This window comes from Streptomyces sp. NPDC008238, from assembly GCF_042956445.1.
Taxonomy (GTDB): domain Bacteria; phylum Actinomycetota; class Actinomycetes; order Streptomycetales; family Streptomycetaceae; genus Actinacidiphila.
The window spans coordinates 20585-32598 of sequence record NZ_JBIBGK010000018.1 but is presented as its reverse complement, the minus strand read 5'-3'; the positions used below and the strand labels follow the sequence as shown (position 1 = coordinate 32598).

The window sequence follows — 12014 nt, the reverse complement described above, 5'->3', positions numbered from 1 at the left end:
CCGCGGAACGCAGCGACGAGCAGAAAGGAGCACCCCGCCATGTGGAAGATCGCCCTGAGCGCGGTGGGCGCGGCCGTGGCCGCCCTCGCCATGTCCCGCGTCCTGCCGGACGTGAAGCGGTACCTGCACATCCGGTCCATGTGAGGCCGAACGGGTAGGCCGGTGCCGGCCCGGCGGCGTGGCGGGCCGGGTGTCCCGGGAGCCGGGCCTTCAATGGAGCCGCGTGAGCCGCCGGCACCGCCCGCCGGCCCGCCGGCAGCCGGGGCCCGGCCGGTACCCGCACACCGGAGAAGAGGCCGATGCACGAGATGTCCATCGCAGTGGCGGTGGTGGAGCAGGTCGAGGAGGCCGCCGCCCGGCTCGCGGAGGGTACGGGCGCGGCGCCCTGCGCGGAGTCCGTCCACCTGGAGGTCGGCGAACTCGCCGGTGTCGTGGCGGACGCCCTCGCCTTCAGCTTCGACCTCGCCTGCACCGGCACCGTACTGGAGGGCGCGGCCCTCACCACCGAGACCGTCCCCGGCCGGGCCCGCTGCGCGCGCTGCGCGCGGGACTGGCCCACCGGCATGCCCCCGCGGCTGACCTGTCCCGGCTGCGACGGCGCGGCGACGGAGCTGCTGTCCGGCCGTGAACTGCGGATCACCGAGGTGCGGTGGGCCGGGCAGCGGCAGCCGGCCGCCACACTCCCCGAGGAGCGCTGAGAGCCATGTGCAAAGTGACCGATCTGCGGCAGTCCGTGCTCGCCAGGAACGACCGCGGCGCACAGGACCTGCGGGAGGAACTCGCCGCACGCGGGACCGTCATGGTGAACCTGCTGTCCAGCCCGGGCAGCGGCAAGACGGCGCTGCTGGAGTCGGAACTGGGGCTGGCCCGGCTGCGCGGGGTGCCGGTGGCGGCGCTCACCGCCGACCTCGCCACCGAGAACGACGCGACCCGGCTGGCCCGCTCCGGTGCCCCGGTGCGGCAGGTGCTGACCGACGGGCTGTGCCACCTGGAGTCGGCGATGGTGCGGCGCCACGTCGACAGCTGGCTGCCGGAGGGCACGCACCTGCTGTTCGTGGAGAACGTCGGCAACCTGGTGTGCCCCGCCTCGTACGACCTCGGCGAGTCGCTGCGGGTGGTGCTGGCCTCGGTGACCGAGGGCGAGGACAAGCCGCTGAAGTACCCGACGGCCTTCGGGCTGGCGCATCTGGTGGTCGTGACGAAGTCCGACATCGCCGAGGCGGCCGGCTTCGACGAGGCGGCCTTCCTGGCGGCCGTGGCGCAGGTCAACCCGGGTGTGGAGGTGGTCCGGACGTCCTCGCGGGACGGCGAGGGTGCCGGGGTGCTGCTGGAACGGGCGCTGGCCGTGCACGCGGGCGCCGCGGTACACCGTCCCGTGATGGCGCGCACCGCCGTCCAGCACGGTCACGCGCACGACCACGACCACGGTCAGGTGCCCGCGGGTGAGAAGGCGCACCCGCACGAGGACTCCGCCGGGCACACCCGCTCCGTGGGCCACACGCACTGATGCCCGGGCAGCCGGGGCCCGCGGCCCGGACCGCGCAGCGCCGCCGGGTGCTGGTCCGGGGGGTCGTGCAGGGGGTCGGCTTCCGGCCGTTCGTGTTCGGCCTCGCCTGTGAACTGGGGCTCGCCGGGCACGTCGGCAACACCGGGGACGGGGTGGTCGCCGAGGTCGAGGGCGCCCCCGGCGCGGTCGCGGCCTTCTGCGACCGGATCGGCCCCGAGGCACCGCCGCTGGCGGTGGTCGAGTCGGTCTCCCACCGCCCCGTGCCCCTCGCGGGCGGCGCGGACTTCACGATCAGCCCCTCCCGCCCCGGCGACACCGCCTCCCGCACCCTGGTCTCCCCCGACACGGCCACCTGCGAGGCGTGCCTGGCCGAGCTGCGCGACCCCGCGGACCGCCGCCACCGGCACCCGTTCATCACCTGCACGCACTGCGGACCGCGCTTCACGATCGTCACCGGCCTGCCCTACGACCGGCCCAACACCACCATGGCCGGCTTCCCGATGTGCGCGGCCTGCCGGGCCGAGTACGAGGATCCCGCCGACCGCCGCTTCCACGCGCAGCCGGTCTCGTGCCACGACTGCGGTCCCCGGCTGCGGCTGGTCGTGCCCGGCGGCGTGCGCGCCGGGCTGGAGGGTGAACCGCTCGCGGGGGCACGGCGGTTGCTCGCGGCGGGCGCGATCCTCGCGGTGAAGGGCCTGGGCGGCTACCACCTGGCCTGCGACGCGGGCAACGAGGAGAGCGTGCGGCTGCTGCGGACGCGCAAGGGCCGCGGTGACAAGCCGTTCGCCCTGATGGCCCGGGAGCTCGCGGACGTCGAACCACTGGCCCATCTCGGCCCGGCGGAGCGGGAGTCGCTGACCGGCAACCGCCGGCCGATCGTGCTGCTGCGGCGCCGCGCGGGGGTGCGCGCGGTGGCGGAGGCCGTTGCGCCGCGGGTGGCCGACCTCGGTGTGATGCTCCCGTACACACCCGTCCACCACCTGCTGCTGGGGCTGCCGGGCGACCCGCCGGGGCCCCGGCTGCTGGTGATGACCAGCGGCAACCTGGGGGGCGAGCCCATCGTCACCGACGACGGGCAGGCCCTGGAGCGGCTGGCGGGGCTGGCGGACGCCTGGCTCACGCACGACCGGCCCATCCATGTGCCCTGCGACGACTCGGTGGTGCGGATCTGCGACGGCGAGGAACTGCCCGTGCGGCGTTCGCGCGGCTACGCGCCCCTCCCCGTGCCGCTGCCCGTCCCGGTGACGCCCGCGCTCGCCGTGGGCGGCGACCTGAAGAACACCTTCTGCGTGGGCGAGGGCCGGCATGCCTGGCTGTCGGCCCACGTCGGCGACATGGACGACCTGGCGACGCTGACCGCCTTCAGCGACGCGGAACGGCAGTTGGAGCGGATCACCGGGGTCAGGCCCGAACTGCTGGCCGCGGACCGGCACCCCGGCTACCGCTCGGTGGGCTGGGCGGTGCGCGCCGCGGGCGGCCGGCCGCTGCGGCAGGTGCAGCACCACCACGCACACGTCGCGGCGGCGATGGCCGAGGCCGGACTGGACGGCACGGGCCAGGTCGTCGGCGTCGCCTTCGACGGCACGGGCCACGGCGACGACGGCGCGGTGTGGGGCGGTGAGTTCCTGCTCGCCGACTACGCGGGCTTCCGGCGGGCGGCGCACCTGGCGTACGTCCCGCTGCCCGGCGGTGACGCGGCCGTACGCCGCCCCTACCGGATGGCGCTGGCGCACCTGAGGGCGGCCGGGCTCCCCTGGACGCCCGGCCTGCCGTGCGCGGACGCCTGCCCGGAGGGCGAACGAGCCGTCCTGGACGTTCAGTTGGCGCGCGGGCTGCACTGCGTCCCGACCTCCAGCATGGGCCGGCTCTTCGACGCGGTCGCCTCGCTGGCCGGGGTGTGCCATGTGGCGGGGTACGAGGCGCAGGCCGCCGTCGAGCTGGAGGCGGCGGCCGTCGCGGCGGGCGGTGTGCCCCCCGAGGGCTACGCCTTCGTACCGCGGGAGGGCGCCGGTGCCGGCGGGGCGACCGTCTGCGACCCGGGCCCGGTGCTGGCGGCCGTCGTCGCGGACCTGGTCGCGGGAGTGCCCGCCGGGGTGATCGCCGGACGATTCCACCGGGCGGTGGCCGACCTCGTCCGGGGTGTGTGCGGCGCCCTGCGGGAACGTCACGGCCTCGGCACGGTGGCGCTCACCGGCGGCGTCTTCGCCAACGCGCTGCTGTCCTCCGCGTGCGCCCGCGACCTGCGCGCGGACGGGTTCACGGTGCTGCGCCACCGGCTCGTGCCGCCCAACGACGGGGGCCTGGCGCTCGGCCAGCTCGTCGTCGCTGCCGCCGCCCGCGGCATCCCCCACCATCTACAGCGAGGAGACAGCTGATGTGCCTGGCGGTACCCGGCAAGGTGCTGGAGATCGAGGAACGTGACGGCACCAAGATGGCGGTCGTCGACTTCGGCGGCGTGGTGAAGGACGTGTGCCTGGAGTACCTGCCCGACCTCCAGGTCGGCGAGTACGCCATCGTCCACGTCGGCTTCGCGTTGCAGCGGCTCGACGAGGAGTCGGCCCGGCAGACGCTCGCCCTCTTCGGGAACCTCGGGCTGCTGGAGGAGGAGTTCGGCGACCCCTGGCAGCAGGCGGCCGCCGACGCGGGAACGACGGCGGAGGCGGAGCGGTGAAGTACATCGACGAGTTCCAGGACCCGGAGCTGGCCCGGAGACTGCTGGACGACATCCACGCGACGGTGACCAGGCCCTGGGCGCTGATGGAGGTGTGCGGCGGCCAGACCCACACCATCATCCGGCACGGCATCGACCAGCTCCTGCCGAAGGAGGTGGAACTCATCCACGGCCCCGGCTGCCCGGTCTGCGTGACCCCGCTGGAGGTCATCGACAAGGCGCTGGAGATCGCCTCCCGGCCCGGGGTGGTCTTCTGCTCCTTCGGCGACATGCTGCGCGTCCCCGGCACCGGGCGCGACCTGTTCGGCGTGCGCGGCGAGGGCGGTGACGTACGTGTCGTCTACTCCCCGCTGGACGCGCTGCGGATCGCCCGGGAGAACCCGGACCGCGAGGTCGTGTTCTTCGGGATCGGCTTCGAAACGACCGCCCCGCCCAACGCGATGACGGTGTACCAGGCGCGCAGGCTCGGCATCCCCAACTTCAGCCTGCTGGTGTCCCACGTCCGCGTCCCGCCGGCGATCGAGGCGATCATGCGCTCCTCGGACTGCCGGGTGCAGGGGTTCCTGGCGGCCGGCCACGTGTGCAGCGTGATGGGGACGGAGGAGTACCCGGAGCTGGCGGACGGCTTCGGCGTGCCCATCGTCGTCACCGGTTTCGAGCCGCTGGACATCCTGGAGGGCGTCCGGCGCGCGGTGCGCCAGCTGGAACGCGGCGAGTACCGGGTGGAGAACGCCTACCCGCGCGCGGTGCGGCCGGAGGGCAACCCCGCGGCCAAGGCGATGCTCGCGGACGTCTTCGAGATCACCGACCGCGCGTGGCGCGGGATCGGCGTCATCCCCGACAGCGGGTGGCGGCTGTCGGAACGCTACCGGGAGTACGACGCCGAGCACCGGTTCTCCGTCACCGGCATCACCACGCGGGAACCGGCGGAGTGCCGCAGCGGCGAGGTGCTGCAGGGTCTGATCAAGCCCCACGAGTGCGAGGCGTTCGGCGGTGTCTGCACACCCCGCACCCCGCTGGGCGCCACGATGGTCTCCAGCGAGGGGGCCTGCGCCGCGTACTACCTCTACCGCCGGCTCGGCGGGACCAGCGCACCCCTGGAGGCGAGCCCCGTTGGCTGACTTCACCGAGACCCTCGCCGCCCCGGACTTCTCCGGCTGGACCTGCCCGGCGCCGCTGCGCGACCAGCCGCGGGTGGTGATGGGCCACGGCGGCGGGGGCGCGCTGTCCGCGGAACTCGTACGGCACGTCTTCGCCCCGGCCTTCGGCGGCGAGGTGCTGTCCGGGCTCGCCGACTCCGCGGTCGTGACGCTGGGCGGGGCCCGGCTGGCGTTCTCCACCGACTCCTACGTGGTGCGGCCGCTGTTCTTCCCCGGCGGCAGCATCGGCGACCTCGCCGTCAACGGCACCGTCAACGACCTGGCGATGAGCGGTGCCAGGGCCCTCTACCTCTCCTGCGGCTTCATCCTGGAGGAGGGCGTGGAGATGCCCCTGGTGGGGCGGGTCGCCGAGGCGCTGGGCGCGGCCGCGCGCACCGCGGGGGTGGAGGTCGTCACCGGGGACACCAAGGTCGTCGAGGCCGGCCACGGGGACGGGCTGTACGTGAACACCGCGGGCATCGGGCTGGTCCCCGACGGGGTCGACATCCGTCCGCAGCGCGCCGCGCCGGGCGACGTGGTCATCGTCAGCGGGGAGATCGGGGCGCACGGCGTCGCCGTGATGAGCGTGCGCGAGGGCCTGGAGTTCGGGGTCGAGATCGAGAGCGACACGGCGGCGCTCGGCGGGCTCGTCGAAGCCGTGCTGCGCGTCACGACGGACGTGCACGTGCTGCGCGACCCCACGCGCGGCGGTCTGGCGGCCGCCCTCAACGAGATCGCCGCGGCCGCGGGTGTCGGGGTCGTCCTGCAGGAGCGGGCGGTGCCGGTGCCGCCCGCGGTGGCCAACGCCTGCGCGGTGCTGGGCCTGGACCCGATGTACGTCGCCAACGAGGGCCGGCTCGTGGCCTTCGTGCCCCGCGCCGTGGCCGACGAGGTGCTGGCCGCGATGCGCGCGCATCCGCTGGGCGCCGGCGCGGCCGTCGTCGGCGAGTGCGTGACGGACCACGCGGGCATGGTCGTCGCCCGTACCGGGCTGGGCGGGACGCGGGTGGTGGACCTGCCGCTGGGTGAGCAACTGCCCCGCATCTGCTGACCGCGCGGGGCACCCGGCCGGCCCACGCGGGCCGGCCGGGTGCCCCGCGCGCCGCACCGCCGCATCGTCGGCGATCACCCCCGGGAGGACGGTGTGACGTTCCGGCATCCCGCCGAACGGACCGACGACGCGACCGGGCGCGGCCGGTTCGAGCGGCTCGCCGAGGCGGCGTCCAACTTCACGGCGTCGCCGCTCTTCTACTCCGTCTGCCTGCTCCTGGTGGCCGGATTCCTCGTCGTGCACGCCCTCGGGCTGCCCCTGAACTGGCAGTTGTTCGCGGCGGATCTGATGACGGCGGTCACCCTGCTGCTGCTCGCGCTGCTGAAGAACGCCGAACGCCGCGCCGAGCACGCCGTCCAGCGCAAACTGGACGCGATCGCCGCGGCGCTGCTGGAGCAGGGCGGCAACTCGCACGAGGCCCGTGACGCGCTGCGCGAGGTGATCGGCCTCCACAAGGACGCCTGACCGCCCCAGTTTATGACGATCCGTCAATCTACTTTTGGTGTCCGCGATCTGTCGGTCCGTCACCTGTTTGCGGGTAGGCGCGACGGTGATCGCGTAGCGGCGGACGCACGCCTCCTGACCTGCGGTGACGTGCCGGACAAGTGGCCGTGTTCGCCCAGGTGCGGCATCACAGGCGGCGGCTTCGGGTGGCAGGTGCCCCGGGGTGCTGTTTTGCTCCGCGTGGAGCGGACCGCCAGGGACCGCTCGCCCACCCTGCCCGTTCGACCTGGAGCTGCCTCATGCCTACAACACGCGTTCTTGGCGGCGTCGCCATGGCCGCGGCCGTCATCGGTCTCACCATCCCCAATGCCTCCGCCAATGACATCTCCGATGCCTGGGTCACCCCCTACTACGCCGTCCCCGGAATGCGGCTGACCGTCACGACCACGGCCTGCGGTCGCGACGCCAACTACTCCAAGGGCCAGTCCGAAGCCGGCGGCCAGATCAACCTGCTGCCCCTGGGCAGGAGCGGCCTGCTGGCGGGCACCTTCCGGGTGCCGAAGCACACCCGTCCCGGCTGGTACACCGTGACGCTGCGGTGCCCCCCGCGCATCCAGACCACCGCGTCCTTCCGGGTGGTCCGGGGTCCCGGGCACGGGTTCTCCGGCTTCGACCGCGGCTTCTCCGACTTCGGCCGCGGGTTCGCCGACCTGGACTGCGGCGACTCCGGTTCCTCCGGCCGCCGGTCCTCCGGGCGCTGACCCCCCGGAGCCCGGGTCTCCGGACCGCCGCCCCGGCCGCCGTGCAGCACGACTGCGGCGCGGCCGGGGCGGCGCGGCACGGGACCGCGGGTGAAGGTCCGGGGAACGTTCCCGCACCGGCCCTTTTCACGCTTCCGGGTGGCGATCGGCGTCCGGACGGAAGAGTGTGGAGGGGAGAGGGGGCGCGCGGCCCGCAAGGCGGCGCCTAGGCGGTGCCGGCGCGTGAGCGAGGAGACGGACATGCGAGACAACGAGATGGGTGACGAGGTCTACCAGCCGGACGGGTCAGAGGTGCAGGACGACGCCGGGCTGCTGGAGCCCGAGGACACCCTGGACTACCACGGTGTCGACCAGATACTCGACGAGGGCTACTCGCCGCCGGAGCGGCCCTGGGCGGTGAACAAGCCCGCCATCACCGCGGCGGGCCGGCTGCGGGGCGAGACGCTCGACGAACGCCTGGCCGAGGAACTCCCGGACCTGCCCGTCCCCGACGGCGACGGCATCGGGGACGCGTGGGACACCGACGGCGAACTGATCGACGGCGAGGTCGGCGGGCCGCGCGCCGGACGGCTGGTCGCCCCCGACGAGGGGGCGCACTACGACACCGACGGCATGGTCGCCCAGGACATCGGCATCGACGGGGCGGCCGCCTCCGCCGAGGAGGCCGCCATGCATCTCGTACCGGAGTCCGAGGAGTACTGACCCCCCGGCGGGGGCACACGACGCAGCCGGGTCAGCCGGCAGCAGGGGGGCCTTCCTCGCGGCTCCCGGGCCCGGCGCCGGCCGCCTTCCCGTGGACGGGTTCCACGTCGCTCTGCAGGGGTGGGGCGCCGATCGCACAGTAGTGCTTGCACGGCGGGACCGGCTTCACCGGCTCCTCGGGGGTCTCGCGGAGCACGTCGGAGCGGACGCCGAACCAGGCCAGCAGCGAGCCCACCACCAGCATCCCCGCGCAGATCACGACGGCGACGCGGAAACCGTGGCCGAAGGCGGCCGGGTCCTCGTAGTCGTCGCCGGAGAGCCCGGCCATGAGCGGCAGGGCCGCCACCGCGAGCAGGCCCGCCGCGCGCGCCACGGCGTTGTTGACGCCCGAGGCCGTCCCGGCGTGCCGTACGTCGGCGGCGCCGAGGACGGTGGCGGTGAGCGGGGCGACGGTGGCCGCCAGGCCGAGGGCGAACACGCACACCGCGGGCAGGACGTCGGCGACGTAGGACGCGTCGGCGCCGATCCGCAGCATCAGGAGCAGGCCGAGGGCGGAGACCGCCGGGCCCACGGTCATGGGGATGCGCGGCCCGATGCGCTCGGCGAGCCGGCCAGCGCGTTCGGACAGCGCCAGCATGATGACCGTGATGGGCAGCAGCGCCGTCCCGGAGGCCAGGGGGGAGTACCCGGCCTCGGTCTGCAACTCCAGCACCAGGAAGAAGAACAGCCCCCCGAGCGCCGCGTAGACGGCGAAGGTGACCAGATTCGCGGCGGTGAACTGGCGGTTCGCGAAGAGGCTGGGCGGCAGCATCGGGTGCTGGCTGCGCCGCTCGGTGACCACGAACCCGGCGAACGCGGCCACACCCACCACTCCGGAGACGCAGACGGCGGCGATGTCCGGGTGGCTGCCGCCCGCGGCGATCAGGGCGTAGGTGACCCCGGCGAGGCCGACCGCGCCGAGCACGGCGCCCGTGACGTCGAAGCCGCCGGTGACGCTCTCGTCGCGGCTCTCCGGGACGTGCCGGGACGCGACCGCGACGACCACGGCCGCCAGCGGGAGGTTGATGAAGAAGACCCAGCGCCAGCTGACGGCGTCGACCAGCCAGCCGCCGAGCAGCGGCCCCAGCGCCCCCGCGATGCCGCCCAGGCCCGACCACACCCCGATCGCGCGGGCCCGGTCCTGGGAGGCGAAGGACGCCTGGATCAGGGCCAGCGAACCGGGGGTGAGCAGCGCACCGCCGACCCCTTGAAGGGCGCGGGCGCCGATCAGCACCTCGATGGTGGGCGCGATGCCGCACAGAAGGGACGCCAGGGCGAACCACACCGTGCCGATCACGAAGAGCTTGCGGCGGCCGAAGCGGTCGCCGAGCGAGCCGCCGAGCAGGATCAGCGCGGCGAGGGTGAGGGTGTAGGCGTTGATCGTCCACTGGAGGCCGGCGAGCGTGGCACCGAGGTCCTTGCCGATGGTCGGGAGGGCGACGTTGACGACAGTGCCGTCCAGGAGCGTCATGCCCGATCCCAGGACGACCGCCGCGAGGACCCACCGCCCGCTCGCCCCGCTCAGCGTCAGCGGCCCGGCCCGGCCCGTCGCGCCCGCGGCTTCCGTCATCGCAGCCTCCGCCATCCCCCGCTGTGCCCGTCGGTCGTCAACCGAGAATCTACTCCGGGGGCCGTCGTACCGCGTGGCGGTGGGGTACCCGCGCACGCTATTTTGGCCCCGGCCGACGATCATCGCGTACCGGGGGGATGCATGCGCGGGCTGACGTATTTCGTGGCGTCGACGATCGACGGTTTCGTGGCCGGCCCAGGGGGCGAGTACGACTTCCTCGCCGCCGTGGGCGACCACATGGAGACGGTCCTCGCGGAGTACCCGGAGACCCTGCCGGTGCAGGCCCGGGGTCCGCTGGGCGTCGCCGACGCGCCGAACCGGCGGTTCGACACGGTGCTCATGGGCCGGGCCACCTACGAGGTGGGGCTTCCGTTCGGGCTGACCAGCCCGTACCCGCACCTGCGGCAGTACGTCGTGTCGGGGAGCATGGACGCGAGCCCGGACCCCGCGGTGGAGCTGGTCACCGGTGACCCGGTGGAGTTCGTGCGCGGGCTGAAGCGGCAGGACGGCGCGGGCATCTGGCTGTGCGGGGGCGGCCGGCTGGCGGGCTCGCTGCGGCCGGAGGTCGACGAGCTGGTCGTCAAGATCAACCCCGTGGCCGTGGGCACCGGTGTGCCGCTGTTCGCGGGCGGTTTCGCCCCGCAGGCGTACGAGGTGACCGAGGCGCGGACGTACAAGAGCGGCGTGCTGATCGTGACGTACGCCCGCCGGGAGGACTGAGCGCCCGCCGGGGCTCCGCGGTGCGGGAATCCCGTACCGCGGTGGGCGTTGGACAAGAGGTGATCGCACCGCAGCTGCCCCCGGTCCCCTTCTCGCTCCTCGACCGCTCCCCCGTGCGCGCGGGCGCCGGGCCCGCGCAGGCGCTGCGGGACACCGTGTGGCTGGCGCGGCACGCCGAGGAGCTGGGCTACCACCGCTTCTGGGTCTCGGAGCACCACGGGGTGCCGGGCGTCGCGGGGTCCGCGCCCGCGGTGCTGGCCGCGGCGGTCGCGGCGGCCACGTCGCGGATCAGGGTCGGCACCGGCGGGGTCATGCTGCCCAACCATCGTCCGCTGGTGGTGGCGGAGCAGTTCGGGGTGCTGGAGTCGCTGTTCCCGGGGCGGATCGACATGGGGCTGGGGCGGTCGGTGGGCTTCACGGACGGGGTGCGCCGGGCGCTGGGACGTGACGCCCGCGCCGCCGACGACTTCGAGGAACTGCTGACCGAACTGCTCGGCTACTTCACCGGCACGACGGGCCCCGGAGCGGCGCACCCCAGGCCGCCGGAGGGGATGCGCGTCCCGGCCTTCGTCCTGGCGACGGGCGCGGGGGCGGCCACGGCCGCGGCCTTCGGGCTGCCGCTGGTGATCGCCGGGGTGCGGGGCGAGCAGCGCATGCGCGAGGCGATCGAGGGCTACCGCGGGGCGTTCCGGCCGTCGGCGTGGGCGGCGCGGCCGTACGTCGTGGTGTCGGCGCCCGTGTCCGTCGCGGAGACGACGGAGGCGGCCCGGCGGCTGCTGGTGTCGGAGGCCTGGTCGCTGGCGCACGCGCGCACCCGGGGTGAGTTCCCGCCGCTGGCGCCGCCGGAGGAGGTGCTGGCCAGGCGGATGACGGCGCGCGAGCGCGAGGTGTTCGAGGGGACGCTGTCGAACGGCGTCCACGGCACCGAGGACGAGGTGACGGCCGCGCTGTCGGGGCTGGTCGCCCGCACGGGGGCGGACGAGGTGCTGGTCACCACGGCCGGCCACGACCGGTCGGCGCTGCTGGACTCGCACCGCCGCCTGGCCCGGCTCGCGGGGCTGGACACGCGGGCCGTGACGGCGGGCTGACGCACCGTCAGTGGGCGCGGGGGGCGGCGGCGCCGCTTACCTGACGATACGTCAACTACGCTCGCGCGGGGCCCGGATCGCGGACCCGTCAGACCGAGGGACCCTCGTACACGTCGTCGTTGCGGCCCTCGGCGAACTCCCACCACGACAGCGGCAGCCAGTCGCCGTCCACGAAGGCGTCCACGGAGGAACCGAGACCGCTGATGGCCACGCGCGTGCCGACCGGGTACAGCGTGCCGGACAGACCGGGCACGGGGACGAGCAGCGTTCCTGAGCGCTGGGCCATGCTTCCCACTTTCCTCGCGGTCAACCACAAATCGGC

14 protein-coding genes are annotated in these 12014 nt (G+C 74.4%); 12 read left to right on the top strand and 2 right to left on the bottom strand.

Annotation, left to right across the window (positions count from 1 at the left end):
* Positions 1-39 precede the first annotated feature (39 nt).
* The 10 genes from ACFZAU_RS29060 to ACFZAU_RS29015 all read left to right on the top strand — a co-directional run bounded on the left by ACFZAU_RS29060 (position 40) and on the right by ACFZAU_RS29015 (position 8275).
* Positions 40-144 carry a DUF6893 family small protein gene (locus ACFZAU_RS29060; RefSeq protein WP_499609831.1) on the top strand — a complete coding sequence of 35 codons (105 nt, stop codon included), beginning with the start codon at positions 40-42 and terminating at the stop codon, positions 142-144.
* 155 nt (positions 145-299) lie between these two features.
* Positions 300-698 carry a hydrogenase maturation nickel metallochaperone HypA/HybF gene (locus ACFZAU_RS29055; protein ID WP_500554562.1) on the top strand — a complete coding sequence of 133 codons (399 nt, stop codon included), beginning with the start codon at positions 300-302 and terminating at the stop codon, positions 696-698.
* Positions 699-703: 5 nt separating this feature from the next.
* The gene (hypB, locus tag ACFZAU_RS29050; RefSeq protein ID WP_500554561.1) at positions 704-1507 is read left to right on the top strand and encodes a hydrogenase nickel incorporation protein HypB; all 804 of its coding nucleotides are present in this window, start codon (positions 704-706) and stop codon (positions 1505-1507) included.
* Positions 1507-3882, top strand: coding sequence for a carbamoyltransferase HypF (gene hypF / locus ACFZAU_RS29045; RefSeq protein ID WP_500554560.1), 2376 nt, complete (start codon positions 1507-1509; stop codon positions 3880-3882). The genes hypB and hypF overlap by 1 nt, the downstream gene beginning before the upstream one ends.
* Positions 3882-4178, top strand: a complete 297-nt coding sequence (locus ACFZAU_RS29040; RefSeq protein WP_499609842.1) for a HypC/HybG/HupF family hydrogenase formation chaperone — start codon at positions 3882-3884, stop codon at positions 4176-4178. Before hypF ends, ACFZAU_RS29040 begins: the two co-directional genes overlap by 1 nt.
* A complete protein-coding gene (gene hypD / locus ACFZAU_RS29035; RefSeq protein WP_499609845.1) occupies positions 4175-5299 on the top strand; it encodes a hydrogenase formation protein HypD in 1125 nt (374 codons plus the stop codon). The genes ACFZAU_RS29040 and hypD overlap by 4 nt, the downstream gene beginning before the upstream one ends.
* A 79-nt stretch (positions 5300-5378) precedes the next feature.
* A complete protein-coding gene (gene hypE / locus ACFZAU_RS29030) occupies positions 5379-6368 on the top strand; it encodes a hydrogenase expression/formation protein HypE (RefSeq protein WP_499609929.1) in 990 nt (329 codons plus the stop codon).
* A gap of 93 nt (positions 6369-6461) precedes the next feature.
* Positions 6462-6833, top strand: a complete 372-nt coding sequence (locus ACFZAU_RS29025) for a low affinity iron permease family protein (protein ID WP_500554559.1) — start codon at positions 6462-6464, stop codon at positions 6831-6833.
* Positions 6834-7111: 278 nt separating this feature from the next.
* The gene (locus ACFZAU_RS29020; protein ID WP_499609851.1) at positions 7112-7573 is read left to right on the top strand and encodes a hypothetical protein; all 462 of its coding nucleotides are present in this window, start codon (positions 7112-7114) and stop codon (positions 7571-7573) included.
* Between the two features lie 240 nt (positions 7574-7813).
* A complete protein-coding gene (locus tag ACFZAU_RS29015) occupies positions 7814-8275 on the top strand; it encodes a DUF5709 domain-containing protein (protein ID WP_499609854.1) in 462 nt (153 codons plus the stop codon).
* A gap of 31 nt (positions 8276-8306) precedes the next feature.
* Here ACFZAU_RS29015 and ACFZAU_RS29010 read toward each other — a convergent pair whose 3' ends face one another.
* Positions 8307-9884, bottom strand: a complete 1578-nt coding sequence (locus tag ACFZAU_RS29010) for an MFS transporter (protein ID WP_500554558.1) — start codon at positions 9882-9884, stop codon at positions 8307-8309.
* A 141-nt stretch (positions 9885-10025) separates the two neighbouring features.
* Here ACFZAU_RS29010 and ACFZAU_RS29005 point away from each other — a divergent pair, with 141 nt between their 5' ends.
* A complete protein-coding gene (locus ACFZAU_RS29005) occupies positions 10026-10604 on the top strand; it encodes a dihydrofolate reductase family protein (protein ID WP_500554557.1) in 579 nt (192 codons plus the stop codon).
* A gap of 62 nt (positions 10605-10666) precedes the next feature.
* Positions 10667-11692 carry an MsnO8 family LLM class oxidoreductase gene (locus tag ACFZAU_RS29000; protein WP_500554674.1) on the top strand — a complete coding sequence of 342 codons (1026 nt, stop codon included), beginning with the start codon at positions 10667-10669 and terminating at the stop codon, positions 11690-11692.
* 88 nt (positions 11693-11780) lie between these two features.
* On the opposite strand, the gene ACFZAU_RS28995 is transcribed toward ACFZAU_RS29000, so the two are convergent.
* Positions 11781-11978 (bottom strand): hypothetical protein, encoded by a 198-nt coding sequence (locus tag ACFZAU_RS28995; protein ID WP_499609863.1) that lies wholly within the window; start codon positions 11976-11978, stop codon positions 11781-11783.
* Between the last annotated feature and the right edge of the window lie 36 nt (positions 11979-12014).